The following is a 20,821-nucleotide window of genomic DNA, read 5'->3' as shown; positions in this document are numbered from 1 at the left end:
TGGCATGTGCCCCGTTCCTAACCGGCGACTGGTCAAGTTGATCCAGTGAGCAAAGAGGACATGCAGAGTCGAGAAAATGCTTATTCAGTTATGACTGGCGTTCGGGTAGAAACCGCAGCAGCTGGAGATTGCGTCAAGTTAAGGAAAGTTCAGGTGTGAGCTGGGCCAAATATCTGAACACAATTTCATTGGTTTCCCATGGGGGTGCTATGACATAACGACGGAGCAACATCCAGAAACCGCATGCCGTACTTCAGATTTTTCCGCTGCAGTTCAGGAGAAACTCAGGTTAAACATGGAGTGGGCGTTGGCTTCTCCACGTTCTTGTCAACCTGGACGGTGCGGCTTCCCGCTCTTCTGTTTGGCTGTACAGCTTCCCTGGTGGTTGCAGGTCCCTTGGAAATACCCACCAATGCGAGATTGCTCATCACCGGCACCAACCAGGCGAGTGTGATGTGGGTGGACAATGCTACCGGGGAGACTGGCTATGAGATTCAGCGACGGACGGGCGATTCGGGCTCCTGGGGCCAGGTGAATCTCCCTGCTGCGGATGCGACTTCATGGACTGACAACGCGGTGCCTGCGAACAGCCAGGTGTACTATCGCGTTCGCACCAAGAACGGAGCGTTCACTTCTGTGTGGTCCAATGTGGCCTGCCTGACAAACCCCGGTGATAGCGATGCTGATGGCATTCCGGATGGCGTGGAAACGGCGGCTGGCCTTGACCCCTCTGACTGGAAGGATGCCACGGCGGATCTCGATGGCGATGGCGTGCCCAATGTCTGGGAATATGCCCTGTCGACGGACATGACGGATGACAATAGCAAGCCAGCACCCAATATCACGGTCGATCCCTCAGTGGTCACGGAAACCAGTTCGGTGAAGCGTACTATCCATGGTGCAATCACTGCCCTTCCCAGTCATTCGACAAATCCGCCGTACAGCATTGTTGTCGTCAAACCGGGTGTCTACGAAGAGAACATCAGTGTGGCCAGCACCCAGCGGGTTGCCATCCTCTCTGACGGCTCTGGATCGCCGCCCGAAATACGTGGCTACAGCCCCCATTACAACCGTATTCAGGTTGTAGAAGCCTTGGGAGACATGGTCATTGATGGATTCCGCATTACTCGAAAGGCTGGTGACAGAGGATTTGGGATGACGGTCTTCCCCAATAGTTCCCGGCGAATGGTCCGTGTGGTGAACTGCCTCATCAGCGAACAGCAGTATCCGACGGGCATGGGAAACGGGACTGGAATTGAGCAAAAACTCGGTCGCTTGGTGGTCGCTCACTCGGTGATCTATGGAAACACGCGCAATGGTGGCCAGGGCGCGGGTCTCTTCAGCAGCACCTCCAGCCAGGAGTCGCAGGCTGTCTCCATCAATAGCATCTATTGGAACTCTCCATCCGGCGCTACTTCGGAGGTGTTCCACAACGGAACGGCCACCTTTGTGAACTGCATCATCCGGAATGGCAGCACATGGGGAGGGATAACCTCCGATCCTTTGCTCAATCCTCGCGGCTTCCTCACAAGCGGCTCTCCGGCGATTGGAGTTGGTGCGTCTGGTCACGGTGCTCCCTTGGACATCAATATTGAATCAAGGGACGCCAGCCCTGATATCGGTGTCGACGAATTCATTGATGTGGATGCAGACGGTATTCCGGATCGCTTTGAAACTGCGGGAGATCTGCTACCCGGAGGGGATGATGATGGAGATGGACTGGGCAATCTCGCTGAATACGCAACGCATGGGGCGAACCCGACGATTGCGGACTCGGATGGTGACGGCCTCAACGATGGAGATGAAGTCACTGAAGGGACCCGGTTGGCGGTCTCCGATTCCGACGATGATGGATTGCCAGATGGATATGAGGTGCTCCACGGCCTGAATCCTCTTTCCATTTGGGACCGCCTTGGCGATGCTGATGGAGATCGCATTCCAAATTTCTGGGAATACAAGCGGGGCTCGTCGCCGAGCAATGCTGGGTCAAAGCCGACCACGGACTGGATTGTGTCACCATCGCAGGCGGGTACGGGAATCTACAAGGCCACCATTACACAAGCTGTCAATGCTGTCACCACCGCCGGTGCCTATGCGATCATCGAAGTCAGGCCAGGCACCTATTTTGAGAATGTAGTTACTACCTCGGGCCGCAACATTCTGCTTCTGGCAGACCAGCAAATGTCTCCAGTGGAGATTTGTGCGCCAGACACCACTTATGCTGTGCGCCTGAATGGTGAAGCGGTTGTTGATGGTTTTAAGCTCTCACGAAAACCAGATGCTGAGGAGGTCACCTGGCCGGGCATATTCGTGGACGCTGACTTCAAAACGATTGGTCTTGAGCGGGTGCAGACCAAAGTGGTGAACTGCTTCATTCACGGTCACAACCGATTGGATGGGGGTGGAATACAACTATACACCGGAAGACTGATGGTCAGCCACTGTACCATCACAGGCAACAGCGCCTCCGGCAATGGCAACGGCATTTCTGTGGGAGGCAATTCACTTCATCTGGTCAACAGCATTGTCTGGAACCCGGCGGGTGCTTCGGCCTCACAGGTGTACAAGGCAACAGCGGGTGAGGTGGTTGTCGCAAACTCTGTCATCTATGGCGGTGAGCATGGCGCGTTGAGCAGTGATCCTCTCCTCAACCCACGTGGGTTGCTGACGAAGCTCTCTCCTGCAATCGGAGCGGGTGCTGCGGGGTACGCAGGCACGGACTATCAGGGAGAGGCTCGCACAGGTGCTCCGGACCTTGGAGCTGATGAATTCGTTGACTCGGACAGCGATGGCCTTCCTGATACAGTGGAGGCGCTTGGGGCGACAGATCCGGGGACTGATAGCGATTCTGACGGCCTTTCGAATCTGGCAGAATACAGCACACACGGCACCCATGCCCATGTCGCCGATACCGATGGAGACGGTCTCAATGATGGTGGGGAGGTGACCGCTGGAACGAATGCTTTCAATTCCGACTCAGATCTCGACATCATGCCGGATGGATTTGAAGTGACGTATGGATTGAATCCGCTGAACTATCGCGATGCGCTGGATGATGAGGATGGCGATCGCATTCCCAATGTTTACGAGTGGGCCAATTCCACGGATCCGACAAATTCTTCAAGCGTTCCGGTGGCTCACTACACCGTCGATCCCGCAGCCACTCCATCGGCGACGGTGAAGAATACGATTTCTGCTGCTGTCACTGCCGCGAATGGCACCACTCCTGAATACAAGATCATCTTCGTAAAGGCTGGTACATACGAGGAGCCGATGCATGTCACGACAAGAGCTTTGCTGATTCTAGGTGAGCCCGGATTGCAGCTGCCGGTCATATCACCGGATTCTGCTTCCTTCTTTGTCGTACTCAATAAGCATCATGCGATGGTGGATGGTTTTGAGATCCGGGCCGATGATGGGGTGATTGGATCCAATGGCGTATTTGCTGGATCAGGGAAGTATCGACGTCTGGTCAATTGTCGAATTCACGGGCACAGGGGAGCCAATGGGCCCGCCATTTATCTACAGGCAGGGGAGTTGTCCGTGGTGAATTGCACCATCTTCGGCAATGCGCATCCCATGACCGGGCCGGTTTCGACAAGGAGTTCGGGCATCTACTTGTTCAATGCACACCTGCACATGGTGAATTCCATTTTGTGGAATACGGAGCAGGCCGGGCTTATCCCTCACATTGTCAAGGGCGCGGGTACGATTGAGGTGAACAACAGCATCATTCTCGGAGGTGAGTTTGGAGCGAGTGGTCTTGATCCGCTGTTGGATCCAGTGTTTGGAATTCTCCGCTCAGGAAGTCCCGCCATCAACGCAGGCAGTGCGTCAATCCTGGGAGTGACACATGGGGATTTTCAAGGCGAGTCCAGAGTAGGGAGTCCTGACATCGGCGCGGATGAATATGTCGATGCAGATAGCGATGGATTGCCTGATGTGTGGGAACAGCATTTCTACTCGAATCTCGCATATTCCAGCACTGATGACACTGATTGGGATGGGGTGAACAATTCCCAGGAACTGGCCAATGGAACAGATCCGAATGTTCAGGATGGTGAGGGACCTCCGGACCCTCTGAGGGCACCCATGGCACCCTGGCAGCCATCCGACAGCTATGTGATTGGAGCCCCAACAACCACCGGAAGTATCTCAGGTGCATCCACAGGCCCGTGGACGGTGCAGACAAATGCCACGGGTTTCAGTTCCACCAATGAAAGTGCCTTCTGGCTTCCCACCGGTGTCAAAAATGGGGCTGTTCTCGAATGGACGCCCGTGCCAACGAGTCTCCAAGGAGTGGGGGACCTCGCAGGGATCATGTTCCGGCTATCTGAGGATGATGAGACAGGGAAACCCTTTGTCTTTCTGGGATTGAGAAAGACGGCATCCAGCCCCAGCGTCCAATACCAGGTGGAGGTGGCGTGGCGTTCGAGCGAGTCGCAAGTCCAGCACCGTCGTATTCCAAACTTCACGCTGCCGGGCGGGGCGTTTGCTACGGGGATGCGGTTCCGGCTTGAATTGATATCTGGGCGCGTGGTTTTGTCCTTCGGCCGTCCGAAGTCAGGGGGGGCGGGATTCGAGCCATGGGAGCAGCGGATGGCGATCGAGCTTGGTGGAGAGGACCTCTGGACAGGGGCCGAGGCGCCCCTCGTGTTTGGTGGCATGGCGTTCTCGTCCGGAACTGGAGGTACCAGCTCATTCTCGATTGCCAGTGATGAACTGCAAATCGGACCCGGTGGGAGTGGCACCCGGTGGTGGCGCGTTGCTGAACCGCATGATCTCAATACCGAAAGCGTGGATCCCCTGCGGCTGGGCATGCAGAACCTGCTCACGGAATTCTCCAATGCAGATGTGGATGTGGATCTGATCAACCCAGGATCAGTTCCCACAAGTTCGGAAATCTGGAATGCAGACTACTGGCAGGGCTCGGTGACAGGCGCCAGCCCAGTTTTGAAATCCCTGAATCTCAGCGGCATTGTTCACCCCACTCCGCGTGAGTATGTGGATGTCTACATGAGGGTGTGTGGTATGGATAGTGATGGCGTGGGTACAGACACCGCCCGGCCTGCGTTATCCGTCGAATCCAACGGAAATGCAGTCAATCTAGCCTCTGCGCCTGCCGTAGGCGGTGGGTCGGCGGAGAATGATACCTGGGTGTATGTGGGAAGACTGGGTGCTGAGAGCACTACCTACACGGACCTGACCCGGGAAATAGACTGCATTCTCACCTGGAATCTTGCAGGACTGGGCAGTGCGGGATCGCTCTCCAAGTTTACTTTTGATGGTCTTCTCTTCGTGGGGGGAAGTACCCAGGCAGATGCCAACGAAGACCAAATTCCTGACGATAGGGATCCTGCAGGGTTGTACACGCGAGGTGGAGACTGGGATGGTGATGGCTGGGAGGATGCGGAGGAATTCATGCTGGGCAGCAATGGCTCCGCTGCGGACTCGCCCCTTCCTCTTCCCACGATCACAGCCTTGCCGGGACCCGATCCACTCTACATTGCGCGCGGGCATTGGAGTCCAACTCCCGTGTCAGTAAAAGTAACCTATGATAGCGCCGGCACCAAGCCAGTGAAGGGATATGGTGTGGAGCTTGTCTTTGAGGATCGGCTGGGGGATGTGGGATTTGCCACCACGCGACTGGCACAGCCGCAATTCAGCAACTTTCGAGGGACAACGGATGAGAATGGTGTCTTCACCTCGGAAGTGTGGGCTTCATCCCGGAGCGCCATTCCCAGTTCCGGCCAGAGCTATCATGTGCGGGCGGAGTCTCCTGGGGCGAGTGGCCCGACACCTGTGCAGTTTGCGTTGCGCACGTATGATAACCACGCTCCCCACAGTATCAACGCAGATGGTGTGACCAGGGGTTTGGGATTCACGGTGCCTTTCGTGCACTCGGTCGCTGGAAAGATCGCTGCAACGGGCAACTGGCTGGCTACTGGTGATCCTCTTGGGCATACCACCATGGATCTGGGCGGTGTCACGGCGTTTCTACCCTCCTTCAGCAATATCAACCTGCCAGACATGGGGCAGGCGGTAATCCTGTGGAGGTGGAATCCTTACGATGGTGGCTTCTGGCAGCCAACGCAATTCCTGGTGCCAGACTCAACTGCGGATACGGGATTTGGAAGTTCCATTGTGATCAATGAACATCCAGATCCGGCGATGGGCGCTTCGGCGCTCATGGCAGTGGCGGTAGGGGGAACCATTTCGAAACTCTACGTCTATGCCCTCTCTGAGGACGGTACGATATGGCGCAGATGGCCTCGCGATAACTTCGTGATGTCTATCCCGGCCGGGTCGTCCCCAGCGGCGTTCCACGGGAGATGGCTTGCACTTAGCAATCCAAATTCCTCAAGGGGGAAGGTGGACCTGTATCGGTTCGTGCCTCAAGGTGTGCCTGGCAACTATTCATGGTTCTTTCCCACGTCGGTGGCCCAGACGCTGACGCCTACGGTCACCGGGAACTCAGATTTGTTCGGAACATCCGTGTCGTTCTCAGAGAATGGCCAGCGCCTGGTGGTGGGTGCTCCCACCAACCGGTCGCCCGCCTTTCCCAATCAGACTGGAGTCGCAGAGCCATCGGTATACGTTTATGAACCCGCCACTTCGGGCACAAGCTGGAACCTTGTCTCACCTGTCTTGCAAAACACGGTGTCAACGCCAGCGGGCGGTACATGGTCTGACTGGACAAATTTTGGTCAGTCCGTTCTGGCAGCTGGAGATCAGGTAGTGGTGGGAGCACCTATCATGGGGGGTGGGGCTGATACCAGCTTGTACGCCACGCTTGGACAGCCGGGGGGCGCCATTGCGAGCTACCGGCTTCAGAGTGGAGCCTGGGTCCAGACCGGCCTGTACAATGGACCATACTATACCTTCGGTCACGAACTGGCCGGGGGAAGTCCTTGGGTTTATGCGACCGCTGCGACACTTGATACCTACTTGCTGAATGGAAACGTGGTGACGGCATCTTCCGATCCTGAGGACAACATCTGGCCATTGCCGGCCTTCGTCCGTTCCTACAGGTTTGATTCGGGCGGACTGCTGGTGGAGGAAAGTGGTGGCGAATTGACGATGGGCCACACCACCGCTGCGAAGCCGATCGCGGCCAGTGGAGCATCGTTGTTTGCCATGAGGACAGAGAACGAGGGGCACTTGCACACGTATGGCGAATTTCGCTGGATGCCTTCTGTGAACCGGAGTCTCGCGGAGAACAGCGTCGTGGCGACATTGGATGTGGAGGACTTGCAGTGGAACAATCCCACACTGTTCCCCTTTGAAACCATGGCGCTGACTTTGACAGAGCCCGTCACGTTGTGGTCGGTCACCGCAGCCAATGGCTTGTGGGATCTGAAGATGATTGATGAGGATCTGCTGCAGGCGAGCCAGAGTGATGTCTTCTGGCTGGGTTTGCAGGCGGCAGACCTGGCTGGAGATACGCATGTCGAGTTCCTGGGCATCAAGCTGAACCGGCTCTTGGAGGCTCCAGAGATCACATCAGGCAGATGGATCAATGCGAATGCCGTGGAAATTGGCTGGGATTATGAGGCAGTGAATCCGGACAACTACCTTGCGGAATACGCAAGTCTCAATGGCTCCCCAGGTCCTGCTTATAGCATCACGGGAGTCGTCACTGGAAACGAGCGCAAGGCGCAATTGGAAGTCACTCCCGGGTCGGCTGGTGTGGCGACCCGACTGAAGTCGCGCATAGGCAATGATTCTTCCTCCTACAGCAACGAATACACCATCCCTTATGATTCGGATGCTGATGGCTTGCCTGACTGGTGGGAGGCCCTGTTGGGGGGCTCAGCTAACCCGAGTGCAGATCCCGATGGCGACAACCTGACCAATTTGCAGGAGTTCAACGGTGGTACCAATCCCTATGCCGCGGATACAGACGGCGATGGCATCAATGACGATGTCGATTCTTCTTCGTTGAACCGCAACAGCAATGCAACCGGGGTGGTGGTGCACACGGTATTGCAGCCCTGAGGCCTGTTGATGTGGCGTTGAATCCTTTTTGTTCCTGATGAAAACTCTCCTGTCATATCTCTGCCCAGTGCTTGCAGTGCTCCTGTACTCGGCTCCGGACGACACGGGTGCTGCAGAACCGGTGGCGAATGGTGCAGCATCTCCATTCAGTGGCGAACTTGGTGTTCTCTTTGCCCCATTCTATTCTGCGGAGACTGTTCTCCTGCGTCAGGACGGGCGTGAGTGGCATACTTGGAAAGGCGGGCGAGAGCCGGCCTTGTCCGTGCGCCTTCAGCCGGATGGCAGCATGCTGAGACTTGGCGGGATGCCATCACCTCCCGCGTTCAAGAACGCACGTATGGCTGGAGGATATCTGCAGCGCTTTTCCTGGGACGGTGCGCTGCTGTGGGAGTTTCCTGCCATGACCAGCACTATGATCGCCTATGGCGATGCCCTGGTGCTGCCCAATGGCAATATCCTAACTGCGGCACTGGAGTTCAAAACTCGCGAAGAGTGTGAAAAGATGGGGCGTGATCCAAGTCTGCTCACCGACCAAGGCATGTATGTACCAGCCCTCGTGGAGTATCGCCCACACGAGAAAGACGCCGCGTTTCAAGTGTGGAAGTGGAGTCTTTGGGACCATTTGTATCAGGCTCGCCACCCTGCATTACCCCACCATCAGTTTCAGGGAAGAAAGGCAGGTCGAGTGGATTTGGGGTTGCTGCCTCATTTGAAGGGGCCCCGCTGGTTGTTGCCCAAGGAGATTGACTATCTTCCTGAGCAGGACCTCATCTTGATGATGGTGCACGGCAGCCGCGAAGTGTGGGTGATCGACCATAGCACCACCACACAGGAAGCGGCGAGTGAAACCGGTGGTAGAAGGAATCGCGGCGGGAGTGTGGTGGCATGGTCGGCGGCCGCCACAGAACCGGGAGCAGCGGCTCAAACCGTCCTCTCCGCGGAATGGAAGACCCAGCAGTCGGGTTCTTCTGCTACAACCGCCGATCTAATCGTTCTCAGCTACGCCAAGAATGGATGTTTCGTGGATGAACTGAAGTTGAACCTGGACTCCATGGAGTTCACGACGACCCGCCGGTTGAAGCGGCTGGAGGTCGCGAAGAACGCGTTGGACGACCTGCCACCAATCATCGTTTCGCAAGGCCGTTCCGGTGAGGCACTCGTCCTGGGGAACCCTGACTCCGGGAAACTTAGCTTCGCGGACACCACGCCTGCGAAAAGCTGGACCTATAAGAATGAGAAGGGCGTCGTCACCATGGTGCCATACAGGGGCAAACCTGGAGAAGCATGCTGTGGTGGTGGAAGTGATACAGGAGGCGCGGCTTCCTCCACGACAGCCCCGAAAACGGGCGCCGCACTGCCGCCACCAATTCAGAGAGCACCGACTACTAAACCCAGAATCTCTTCACTGATGAGCGCACCGCTCAGTGTGCCATGAGGTTTTCGTATTCCAGGTCTAGCACCACTTTCTATTTACACACATGTTCACCAATCGTTCATCCGAACTCCTGAAGTCAATCCGTGTATTGTTGCTGGGGATTCTGGCATTGACTCCCCCGATGGCACGCCAGCTGAAGGCGGAGTGTTTGAATTGTGGAGACATCGCCAAGATCAATATTTCAGGCTACGGCTACACCCTGAAAGTTGGCGGCCACACCATTCCGTTGGGCGAGACGCAGACTTCCATCAGCGTTGAAAGGCAAGTCGCACCTGACGCGGAGGGAGTCATCCCCATACAAATCGCTCCCGACGCCCCATCCTCCCCTCCAGATCTCCCTGTTTGCAACAATCCGGCAAGCTACAAATTCAGTGTTGAATGGAGATGCAACACCCAGATCTCCACTGGGACTTACGTGGCCATTCCTTGGGTGACCTCTTGCTACTGTGAATCTTCAGGTAGCTTCGGCTACAATCCCGCCTGTGACCCTGCTGCGTGCTCGCCGACGGAGACCATGTTTTATTCCCCCTGCCCCGAAGACACTCGAGGAAAGTTTACCTTCTTTGCTCAGGTCATCCCCAAAACGGACAAAAAGTTTGATCCAGGAAGGGTGCAGTCATCCCAGCCCGCTTTCCCAGCAGCACAAAGTGGCACCGAAAGCCTTCCCGTTCCGGATTCCGTGCGGATGGAAGTGAGTTTGGGGCGTTCTGCCGCGGGCAATCCCTTGGGACGCTTGGTTTACAATGCGCCGTTGGATTCGTCTCCTCTCTCGTTTGATCCCACCAGTCTCAAGGTTGATCGAGCGACGGCGGCACAGGGCTCGCCTGCGAATTTGAGTTTGATTGAAGAGTTGTACCCCGGCAGTCCGGCACGCCGCCAGGTTCTATCCAGGGTGACCTCCAATAGCTCCACAAATGGAGCAACCTTGGTGGACATGGTTCCGGTGAACCCTTCAATGCCCAGCAAGGGATTCATTCTCACCACCTACGACGCCACCAATACCAACCCCCAATCGGGCACACCGCTTTTGTTGGATTCAGCCCTGATCATCTCGCAAGTAACTGTGCAAAAGGTGACTACGACCGTTGGCTCTATAGACATCGATGGAGTCAAGGTAACCACCATCCAGCGCGACCAGGAGCCCGAAGAGTACGTCCTGTATGCCGCTCCAGACAATGGCGGGGCCGCTGGAGTCTGGAAATACATTCGCGGGTTGGACGGGGAGTCTGTCACGGACACCGGTTACGTGACACCCCCTGGCGGTGGGGAGGAGGTGCGCACCGTTACCACGGAGAAGCTCAAGATTGATGCCAACGGGAATGAACTCCTCATCGGAAAACGCAAAGAAATCTACAAGCGGATCGACAGTGCGGAGAAACTCATCCGGACAGAGGAAGGCGTCGCAGGGGATCGCGTCACCTACTACTCCTACTATGATGACGAAAATCTGCCAGATACAGTACAGGGACAGTTGCACATCCAGTTGAACCCGGATGGCTCTTGGGCGCGGTATTTCTACAATGCAGACGACGGTTCCATCAGCCAGACATGGACCCCTTGGATGGACGCAGGTGCCTCGACAATTGCCGGCATTGCAGAGATTCCCGCCAGCCAGTGTCAAGTAGAGGAAGTCCAGACCCTGGATTTCCCTGTGGAGACCACTACCAAAATTACTCGCATCAAAGGCATCACTGTGTCTCGAACGGTTATCACGAAGAGCCAGGCGCATGACGGTGCGACAGGGCAGGCAGTGGACGAGATTCGCACGCAGAAGTTTTCCGGCAGTGGTGAACTCGTCTCGGACACGAGCTCAGGAAATTTGCAAGTTGGAGGGGCGCAAGTGTATTTCGTCGAGGCGAGCGGCGCACGAACTACGTACCGATCGCAGATCCTTGGAGGCGTGCGCAACATCACCACCACTCAGGGAACGGTGACGTATCCTTTCGGCGTGCCGGGCAAGAGCCTCCAGACCCTGGTACAGCTCAACGCTCAGGGCTCGATGTCTTTGGAAAGGACGAATGTTTCCACCGGGGGTGACGGTCATGAGACCGCGTCCGTGCGCACCTACAGCTACGGTAACAGCGGGCCGGGGTCCACGACAATTACGGAGTATCTGGACGGCATCGCGGAACGCGTTTCCTCCCAGAACATATCCGGGGTTAGCACGGAAACGGATGCAGCAGGTGTTGTTAAAACGACGACCACGGACGCAGCCACCGGAACCAGCACGATGACCTTGGGCACCCTCTCAACCATCCATAGCATCCATGCACGTCCTGCGGGTAGCGGAGGAGCGACGCCTCCCGGCTATCTGGAGCGCGTGCAGCGCAGTGCGGCTGGACAGACACGTACGGATGCTGAAACGCAGGTGGACGAATATGGCGAAACCGTAGTGAGCACAGACCATCTGGGACGCACGAGTCAATATACCTATGGTCTTACTCCGGAAGGCGGCCGGCTGGTCACCGAAACCATGCCCGGAGGCTTGACACAGATCATCGCTTCCTACCGGGACGGACAACCCAAAAGCATTACGGGCACCGGTGTGATGGCGGAATACTACACCTATGAAGTCAACAATCGTGGTGAACTGTTAACGACGGTCCACATCGGCAGCGCCAATTCGCCGCGCTGGCGTCGCGTTGCCAGCGACGGGACCGGACGTGTGCTGCGTGAAGAGAGCCCAGCGGTGGGCGGCTCGGGCGTACTAGTGACCCAGCACGTGTACAACGGCAAAGGCCAGCGCATTAAGACAATCCGCCCTGGTCTTGCAGCAGCGATTTTTGAGTATGACGAAATGGACCAGTTGTATCGTGAAGGAGTGGACCTCAATGGAGACGGCGTGCTGAATCTCACAGGTGCCTCTGTGGAACCGGTCACCGAATATGAGACCGTCTATGAGAAGGTGAACGGGTACTGGTGGGAGGTAAGCCGCACACGCGTACACACGGGAGATGGGGCTGATGGAATGTCCTGGCGGCAGCGGGAAGAGCGGCGGGTGCTGGGCTTGGGGCCCAACGAGATCAGGATCTCCTATGATGAAAGCGGGGCCAGCACGGTAAGCACGGTGGCGTATGACCCGGCGCCTTCCTCCCAAAAACGCTTCACCTCAACGTTTGTGCAGCGCTACGGTAAAACAGCCACTTCCTTGCGCACAGAAACCAATGGTCTGCTGACTTCAGAGACCTCCCTGGAGTGGAACAACGTGACGAGCACTCGAACATATGATGCTTTCCGCCGCGTGGTCACCGAAAGCGGACCGGAGGGGACGCTCACTTATACGTATGATGGCACCTACGATCGCATCGCTTCGATCACTCGTCAGACAGGCTCCACCAATCGCGTGACGAGCTACACCTACTACGGAAGTAACTCCATAGGTGCGGGAAGGGTGCAGAGCGTCACGGCTCCCTGCTCAAGCTTGAGTCCCACGGCGACGGCGACTACTTATTCTGAGTACGACGGCCTCGGTAACCTGACAGGTCAGTGGGGCGCCGGAACCTATCCGGTGCGGTATTTGCACAACGAGTATGGCGACTTCATCAAGATGTGGACGTATCGCACGGATACAGCGCTCAGCGGTGCCAAGCCATGGGTGGACAACGACTACACACCCAGTCCTTCCGCATCGCTGACGACATGGAACTACGATGCGGCCACAGGGTTACTGCTCAACAAACGGGATTCCAACAATCAAGGGCCATCCTTTACGTACAAGCCCTCCGGCCTGCTGGAGACGCGCACTTGGGCGCGTACAGTGGGAATGGCTCCGCTGGTCACCAGTTATGCCTATGATGGTGCCGGGCGGCTCACTGCCAAGGACTACTCAGATAGTACGCCGGATGTGAGCTACGGCTACTATAGAGATGGCACACTGCGGCAGGTGACCGATGCGGCAGGCACGCACCTGTGGGATCTCCTTTCGACAGGGGCCAAGCGTGAGGAGTTTTCCCCGGCTACACGCACTTGGGATGGGTTGTCGCACATCGGGAAGCCCACCCGGGAAAGCATCGGAGGCACGGGCTGGCTGGCCGGCATGGTCGTGGAGCAGCCGGTGGATCGATTCGGGAACAAGCTGCGATTTCAGGGAAGTTTCGTGCCTGCAGGTGTAAGTGCTCCGGCTGTCATGTTGCCGGGCACCTTCTACCAGCATCAGGACTTCGAAACTGGCCAGATGGTGTCCATTCAATACCGGATGGCCGGTGTGCCCGAAATGGACTTCACGCGGACCACCAGCTATGATGGTGGTTCCAACCGCAAAAAGATCAGGTATACTCGTGCCTTTGAGTCGAACACGAGCTTCACGAGTACCACTGAGATAGATCCAGAACTCGGCATTGTGAGGGCCTCTCATGCATACGAGGGTACAGCGCCATTTCAGTCGCGTGAGTTGAGTGGCAGCGGCGTCAATGCGGTCGACCCGGACGTTACCACATGGCCTACGGTGGTTGCGGCGCACGGCAGATGGGCTTACGCTCATGATGCCAGAGGCCAGATCACCGAAGCCGTGAAGAGCGCAGCCACTACTTCCGGAGGCAGCACGCTGGCCACCCTGACCGGGTGGAGCAGCGCGTATGCGTATGATGATATCGGCAACCGGTTGCAGCACACCTATGGCACCGCTCCTTTTGGCGCAGGCCAGGTGGATACGGTGGGATACACCAGCAATGCGCGAAATCAGTACACCGAGCTGGCCAATGCCCGCAAAGTACACGTGAGCGGGGCAGCACCAACTGACACGGCCTTGGAGATCAATGGCGTTGCGGCGAACCGGCACGGCATCCACTACGTGGGATCGATCACTGCCTCTGGTACGGGGGCGAAGTGGGAGGCAGTGGAGATTGAAGCCAGCCGGACCGTGGGTGGAATTCCGTACACCAGCACGCACGAGGGGCATGTCTACGTCCCCCCAGTGACAGAAGCCCTGAGCTACGACGCGGATGGCAATCTGACCAGTGATGGAAGGTGGAACTACACCTGGGATGGAGAAAACAGGCTTGTGGGAATGACCACTCATGCGGCAGCGGTGCTGGCCGGCGTGCCTCACCAGGCGCTAGAGTTTGGATATGATTACATGAGCCGTCGTGTTCGCAAAAAAGTGAGCCGGTATGAAACGGCAGAGAGCACTTGGCGCACCGCATCAGATCTGCGCTTCATCTACGAAGGATGGAACCTCATGGCAGAGGTGGAAATGATGGAGGAGCGCCCGCCCGGTGCCACCGGCGAGCCTGGAGTGGAGCCGCATTTGGTGCGCAGTTATGTGTGGGGTCCGGACGTCAGCGGCACTTGGGAAGGGGCCGGCGGTGTGGGCGGTCTCTTGGGCGTGGTGCGGCACCAGCAACGTAGCGGAGTCGCTTCAGCCTATATGGCCACATGGGACCTGAACGGCAATGTGATTGGCCTGGTAGGCACCAACGGTCGTGTGGCATTGTACGACTATGACGCCTTCGGCCAGGTGGTCCGAGTGAACGAACCCGAACCAGAGCTTTGCCCAATTCGGTTTAGCACGAAGTATGCGGATGCCGAGACCGGGCTAAGTTACTACGGATATCGGTGTTATGATCCCGTAAGGGGCAGGTGGCTGAGTAGGGACCCCATTAATGAACATGGAGGGCTCAACCTCTATGGAATGGTGGAAAATGATCTGGTTCACTTCATTGATCCGTTCGGCTTGAAGTGCTTTATGACGCCTGACAAAGTGGTCCAACGCTCTTACAAACGCAAAGGAAGCTCTGCCGCCGACGTTCTTTCAGGCGCTTATAAAGACCCTAATGATGATTCAAACTGGGCGGGACAGACACAACTTGAACTTCTCGGAGTTATCACAACGCAGCTGTCGGGAGCGTTGCAATGGCGGGTGGGAGGTGCCGACCCGCATCTGATTGAGCCGAAGGATTATTTGGCAAGGCCCAACACGGAGTACGAAACTGTATACTTGGCATTGGCTGTGGCTTCGGATAGGAAAGAAGAAAATGCGACTGCCACGGTGCTATCTCAGTTTGTGCGGATTCAATGCGACAAAAATGGCAAAGTGAAGGTTACTCAAGAACCGCGCAACGTCTGGCAACGCCCCTCCGTTGCCTCTGCTGATGTAGGCAAGCGAGAACCTGGATTGGCAGCGATTCTCAACGTAAAGCAATTGGAAAAATCTGTTCAAGTAGACTATTATGGAGATGGTGGATATAACGACAACGATCCACTCACCGCCTTTGACGGTTTTGTTCCTAAAGGAATGGAAATTCAAGATCACGTAGGTAACCAAGAAAAGAAGACAAAGGGCCTCAAGGTCGGCACGTATGTCTCGGGTCCCGGCTTTCATGACAACCTGGCAAAAACTGGAGTCCCTCCTGAAATGTTGTGGCATACCCCTGCGAAGCGTAACAACCGTGGCGAACTCATCCAGCCGCAGCCGACATACCACACGGATCATTACAGAGGACCGCGTGTTAATGGACGCTGGCTGATGCCTCGCATCAGCTTTACCTTTACAATACGTTAGAGCGATGAATCCCAAGAGAATGCGACTTGGTCCTGTGGTCTTCGCTCTATCAGCGATATTCGCGAGCTCGGTCTTGTGGGTTCTGACCCTTGAGGACCACAGACGGGAAAGTCTTTTCGTTTTGGAGCAGAATTACGCGACTTGCGAGAAATGGAGAGTCCCTCCACTTTCGCGGCCTCTCATGGTGAGAAGTGCTGGAGGAGCCATGGACTCTTGGCTGTCTTATCCAGATGTCATCTCTACGGAGCCCTCTCATCTGGTGAGCTCGGCAGATCTCGGCCTGGCGATACGGCGCCTGAAACCCAAAGAGTTGATTATGACAGGCGCAGGTCCGTTGGATGCATCGCTATTGAACCACCTGTCCCGCACCGGTTCCATCCGTACCCTCGAGATGGCGGGAGCGGATCTTAACGATGATTCTATTGTCTATATAGCAAAAATGGAAGGTCTCGAACAATTGCAGGTCTCGGATACCGGCATCACTGGAAAGGCATTGGAGGCCCTAGGTAAATGTCCGTCATTAAAAGTCTTATGCATTGGCGGCACCGAGATCACAAAAACCGAGGCGCAAGAGTTCGCGAAACGACATCCGGGCATTCGGGTTGTCCGATAGATGAGATCGTGATCTCCACGAGTCCTTGAACGCCTAGAGCCTGGCGGCCAGTTCCTGACGGTGTGCTGCTTCTTGATTGCCTCCATGGTGTCACGGCAGAGCTGATCCAGTGACCGTTTTGGCCATTGCGGGGGCTGGTAGGAAGTGTCTGGGGCTATGCCGTGGGACGCCAAACCACGGAAATTGTGTATGATTGGTTCGTCAATCACGGGTATGTCTACTGACAACTATCTTCGAAGGGCTGATGTCATCGGAAAATCTATCCAGAAAATCTGGTATCTCGATCGTCCCAGAACGGGAAGGTTCCAAGATCGACGGATGTGGGTTGAGTTGAGCACTGGTATGGGATTTGACCTCATGCAGATTCTCGAGCGTACGCCTGACGGTTTTTCATTGCTGAGGCAGACCCGGCGGGCGGAGCACATGTACTGCAGCAAAAATCAGGAAAATGAACCACGTCTGCGCGCGGAGATTCTGGCGATTTGCGAGTCCGAGATGTGGTTGGGCTTTGGAGTGCTTCTGAGCAATGGTTTTGTTGTTACGGCGGGGATAAGTGAATGGGACACAACCGTCGGAATTTACGTAGCTGGCGGAGAGGACGCTTCAGAACTGGTATTGCCGCCGTAAGATTCTCCCAGTTTCCATCATTTGCAGCCCGTGGATTGGCCGTGGACATGGTCGTCTTGTGGTTGCTTTAACCGCTCGACTCTCAAGTCTCCATGTCCGGCTTTTTGGGGCAGACCAGGATGAGTTTGAGCGGGCGAAGTTTGCGGCAGCCTAGATCCAGGCTGCTCTTGAAAGAGCAGCCCAAAAATGCATCCCGGTGGGTCGGATGTGATTGTAGCCGCATGGAGAGAAGAGTCAATGTCCCCACCGCCTCACGGAAAAAAAAGGTCCCTCTAAAGCGCGAAGCGTAAAAGAGGTTCCCTTCTCTAGAATCAATTCAACCCCACATGGACATCCAGCAGTCCATGGAGAGCTTCCGTCCTTTTCGGTAGCTCTGCGAGACTGCCGTCTTTCAGAGATTCCGAAGGAGTTGAACAAGGACCACACATTCCGCTTTCAAATACCGCGTGACGAGGTTTTCGCAACTCGCCCAAAACAGTGGGTATCAGACGATTGCTGCACACGCCAACATCAGTAGCCCGAATGACAAGGTCGTGGGCTTGGATGTCGTCGAGCTCAGCTTTCTTGTAGGCGGCGATGCGTGTGTCTTGGTGATGCCACTTCTCCATCAAATGACCAATGGCTCTCCCGGTGATGAAGGGCAGGTCACGAACGATGTGGCGGGTGTGTTTCCGTGCGAGTTTTACATCGCTGTCAAAACCGAGATTGTCGCACACAAAGAATGAGGGAACAGCAGGAAAGGTCTTGTCGTGGCTATCCCTAAGGCAGAGTGCCCAAGTGTAGTCGCCTGAGAATTGTTTGCCTTGGCTCGAATCCTGACGGGTGCGGTCCCTTTTCGTCGCTTGGCTATCTCGGCCAACGAGTGTCATTCACTCCAAGTGGAAGGAAAACGAGCTGGTGGCTCGTCAGGCAGGCTTCATGGTTCGCACGGAGCCCGCTATTTCGTAGGGAATGCACTATTCCCTGGCCCTGATTTTGGGGTTTGGGTTGCGCATCAGGCGACTCAGGCCGCGTCAGCCATGGCGTGCTTGGACTTCAACTCGCCACGGTATTCAGTGGGTGATTTCGAGGTTACGCGGCGGAAGCTGCGGTTGAACTGTGAAAGCGACTGGAAACCGGCATCGAAGGCCACCTCAGTCACGCAGTAGCGGGGCTTCATGAGGAGCTTCTTCGCATGCTCCACGCGTGCGTGATTCACAAAGCTGGTGAAGGTGTGCCCGGTGTATTTCTTGAAGACCTTGCAGAAGTGGAAGGCGCTCACCCCGGCATAGCGGGCCACATCTTCAAGGAACATGGACTCAGTGAGGTGCTTCATGATGAACTCCCGGGCCTTGCGCACGGTGATGGGTTCGCTTTCGGTGGCCTCGAGGAAGAGGTGCTCGGCCACTTCGCTCAGTTGCACGGCCAGCACTTGCAGCAGGGTTTCCAGCGCCTTCAGGCGTTCCGGAGTGACTGCCGGAGTCTGCTCATAGATCTCACGGGCCATTCTGACTTCTGCGGCAGTGGCATCGTCCTGGAGCATCACACGGGCGACGTCGTCGAAGCTGCGGAAGACCTCACTCTGTATGGCGACTGGCTGCATGGTGACGAACGCCACCACCGCTTCGGCGGCACGGACGGGCAGATGGAGGCGCTTCAAGGAAGGAATCTTCGACTCGCGGCGGATGGCATCCACGCTGTCCAGACTCAGGCGCAGGCCGGTGGTTGTCTGGAAGGCTTCACGATAGTTCTGGAAGAGGTCACTATGAAGAAGACGTTCGTGAGTGGCAGGAGCTTGTTGGGTGGTAGAGTTCATAGCTTGCGGTGTTTGATGACACCCCAAGCTAGTCCCAATCACATCTTGCGAAATTCGTACCCCCACGTGTTCGTGATGTCATGAAACGCGCAAGTGAGGCATAGGGGATTCCTCTACGGCTTTCTGATGCTGCCATTCGGCGAATGGAGTCAGGTCGGGCGTAGTCCTGGCTACACTGTTCCCTGCTGATTCTCCACCCAGCGCACGGCGTAGCGTACGAGCGCATTTCCATCGGGGAGTTGGAGCTTGTCTTTGATGTGGGCGCGGTGCGCATCGATCGTTCGCACGCTCACGTGAAGCTGGTCAGCGATCTGGCGCGTGCCACGTCCGCTGCCGATGAGTTGCAGCACTTCGAGTTCCCGATCCGTGAGACGATCAATGCCAGCGGAGGCCGCGCTCTTGCGCTGGCCTGACAGAAGCTCCAGCATCACGCTGGCCATCTTGTCACTCAGATAGATGTCTCCGCCCAGCACGCGTCGTACAGCGTGGATGAGATTTTCAGCAGCTGTCTCCTTCATGAGGTAGCCCCGAGCACCGGCACGCAGGGCACGCTCGGCGTATAGGGATTCATCATGCATGGAGAGCACGAGAATTTGCAGATCTGGATGAAGGGCGCGTATGTCTTTGATGAATTCCAGACCATGCTTGTCTGGCAAGGTGAGATCTGCGATCACGAGATCAGGCTTCCTGCTGGTCACGGCCACCATGCCATCTGCGGCATTGCCCGCCTCGGCGCACACTTCGAGATCGGGTTCTGCGGAGATGAGTTGCACCAGCCCATGGCGCATGATGGGGTGGTCGTCCACGAGCAGCAGGCGTTTCATCTCGGGACGGGGTTTCTTTGCGGTGCGTGTGGCACTGGCTTGGCTCATGACATCATTTTGCCTGCGGATGGATGCAGCGCAAGAGGTGCGGTGCGGAGGGGACTCTCAGTGTGCCTGGAACTCATAACCCTCCGGTTTCACGGCGAGCACGGAGCAGGGTGAATTTGTGATGATGCGCTCCGCCGTGGTGCCCATGACCAGCGTGCGCAGGTTCGTTACACCTCGCGTGCCCAGCACCACCAGGTCTGCTCCAGTGGTGTTGATGTGCTCATAGATGGCATCGCGGACATTCACACGCTCGAGTACGACGCCCTTGGCTCGTGGCGCGACCGGGGCAGGAATGAGTGGCTCGCGGAACCTTTCGAGTTCACCTTTCCAGTGCTCTGTACTGGTGGTATCGGGTATTTCTACTGCGGGCAGATAGCCTGCATAGTCCAGGGACATGGCCAGTGCAGTCTGGTTGATGAAAAGGCAATCCAGATTCCCGCCTTCGATATCGGCCACTTCAGCCGCATGGCGCACGGCTTTCGCCGAGGTCTCGGAGAAGTCCACGCAGGCCACGATGTGGCGGAAGGGGTGCTTCGTGTCTTCGCGCACCAGCAGTACATCGGCAGGCGCTTGTCGTGCACATCGTGCGGCAATGGCGCCTATCTGGTGCGTGGTGTGAGTGCGGCCACGTGAGCCCAGCACGAGAAGCTCGGCCTTGAGCTTGTTGCACCAGTGGATCAGTGTCACGAAGTCAGGGCCGATATCGAATTCGAACGTCAAATGTTCCACGGCAGCATCCGGTGCGTCCAGGAAGGCACGGAGACGCTCGATCATGAAGGCATGCAGTGACGTTTCAGAGAAACCGTGGGCCGCCTTGATGGCGCCTGCGAGGTCAGGATCCATCACATGGAGTGCGGTTACCTTTGCCTTTCTTGCTTTAGCAAGTCGCAAGGTGGTGAGTAGGGCGTTGCGGCTGGAGGGAGAGAAGTCAATTCCGACCAGGATTTGAGATGCAGCATTCATGGGCGTGCAAGGTTTGGAA

At 56.5% G+C, this 20,821-nt stretch carries 9 protein-coding genes; 5 read left to right on the top strand and 4 right to left on the bottom strand.

Going from position 1 to position 20,821, the window contains the following annotated elements:
• Nucleotides 1-324: 324 nt before the first annotated feature.
• From DES53_RS09515 to DES53_RS09495, 5 genes are all read left to right on the top strand, one after another.
• Entirely contained in the window at nt 325-7,998 is a 7,674-nt protein-coding gene (locus DES53_RS09515) for a hypothetical protein (protein ID WP_211325491.1), read from the top strand.
• A 37-nt stretch (nt 7,999-8,035) separates the two neighbouring features.
• The gene (locus tag DES53_RS09510; RefSeq protein WP_113957985.1) at nt 8,036-9,433 is read left to right on the top strand and encodes a hypothetical protein; all 1,398 of its coding nucleotides are present in this window, start codon (nt 8,036-8,038) and stop codon (nt 9,431-9,433) included.
• A 934-nt stretch (nt 9,434-10,367) separates the two neighbouring features.
• A complete protein-coding gene (locus tag DES53_RS09505; RefSeq protein WP_211325490.1) occupies nt 10,368-15,932 on the top strand; it encodes an RHS repeat-associated core domain-containing protein in 5,565 nt (1,854 codons plus the stop codon).
• Between the two features lie 205 nt (nt 15,933-16,137).
• Nucleotides 16,138-16,545, top strand: coding sequence for a hypothetical protein (locus DES53_RS09500; protein ID WP_147263308.1), 408 nt, complete (start codon nt 16,138-16,140; stop codon nt 16,543-16,545).
• 213 nt (nt 16,546-16,758) lie between these two features.
• On the top strand, nt 16,759-17,172 hold the full coding sequence (locus DES53_RS09495; RefSeq protein ID WP_147263307.1) for a hypothetical protein: 414 nt from the start codon (nt 16,759-16,761) through the stop codon (nt 17,170-17,172).
• A gap of 311 nt (nt 17,173-17,483) precedes the next feature.
• Here DES53_RS09495 and DES53_RS32485 read toward each other — a convergent pair whose 3' ends face one another.
• The 4 genes from DES53_RS32485 to DES53_RS09475 form a co-directional block, all read right to left on the bottom strand.
• On the bottom strand, nt 17,484-18,041 hold the full coding sequence (locus tag DES53_RS32485) for a hypothetical protein (protein ID WP_147263306.1): 558 nt from the start codon (nt 18,039-18,041) through the stop codon (nt 17,484-17,486).
• A gap of 134 nt (nt 18,042-18,175) precedes the next feature.
• Nucleotides 18,176-18,967, bottom strand: coding sequence for a helix-turn-helix transcriptional regulator (locus DES53_RS09485; RefSeq protein WP_113957980.1), 792 nt, complete (start codon nt 18,965-18,967; stop codon nt 18,176-18,178).
• Nucleotides 18,968-19,137: 170 nt separating this feature from the next.
• Nucleotides 19,138-19,839 (bottom strand): response regulator transcription factor, encoded by a 702-nt coding sequence (locus tag DES53_RS09480; protein ID WP_113957979.1) that lies wholly within the window; start codon nt 19,837-19,839, stop codon nt 19,138-19,140.
• Between the two features lie 57 nt (nt 19,840-19,896).
• Nucleotides 19,897-20,802, bottom strand: a complete 906-nt coding sequence (locus DES53_RS09475) for a universal stress protein (protein WP_113957978.1) — start codon at nt 20,800-20,802, stop codon at nt 19,897-19,899.
• Between the last annotated feature and the right edge of the window lie 19 nt (nt 20,803-20,821).

Origin of the sequence: Roseimicrobium gellanilyticum, from assembly GCF_003315205.1 — a bacterium.
In the GTDB taxonomy this organism is placed as follows: Bacteria; Verrucomicrobiota; Verrucomicrobiia; order Verrucomicrobiales; family Verrucomicrobiaceae; genus Roseimicrobium; species Roseimicrobium gellanilyticum.
This window is presented reverse-complemented; position numbering and strand designations above follow the sequence as displayed.

What these genes read in the sequence shown, in the direction of transcription:
- DES53_RS09510 (WP_113957985.1), top strand. Translation starts at nt 8,036, where the DNA reads ATGAAAACTCTCCTGTCATATCTCTGCCCAGTGCTTGCAGTGCTCCTG.
- DES53_RS09505 (WP_211325490.1), top strand. Translation starts at nt 10,368, where the DNA reads ATGGTTCCGGTGAACCCTTCAATGCCCAGCAAGGGATTCATTCTCACC.
- DES53_RS09500 (WP_147263308.1), top strand. Translation starts at nt 16,138, where the DNA reads ATGGACTCTTGGCTGTCTTATCCAGATGTCATCTCTACGGAGCCCTCT.
- DES53_RS09495 (WP_147263307.1), top strand. Translation starts at nt 16,759, where the DNA reads ATGTCTACTGACAACTATCTTCGAAGGGCTGATGTCATCGGAAAATCT.
- DES53_RS32485 (WP_147263306.1), bottom strand. Translation starts at nt 18,041, where the DNA reads ATGACACTCGTTGGCCGAGATAGCCAAGCGACGAAAAGGGACCGCACC.
- DES53_RS09485 (WP_113957980.1), bottom strand. Translation starts at nt 18,967, where the DNA reads ATGAACTCTACCACCCAACAAGCTCCTGCCACTCACGAACGTCTTCTT.
- DES53_RS09480 (WP_113957979.1), bottom strand. Translation starts at nt 19,839, where the DNA reads ATGAGCCAAGCCAGTGCCACACGCACCGCAAAGAAACCCCGTCCCGAG.
- DES53_RS09475 (WP_113957978.1), bottom strand. Translation starts at nt 20,802, where the DNA reads ATGAATGCTGCATCTCAAATCCTGGTCGGAATTGACTTCTCTCCCTCC.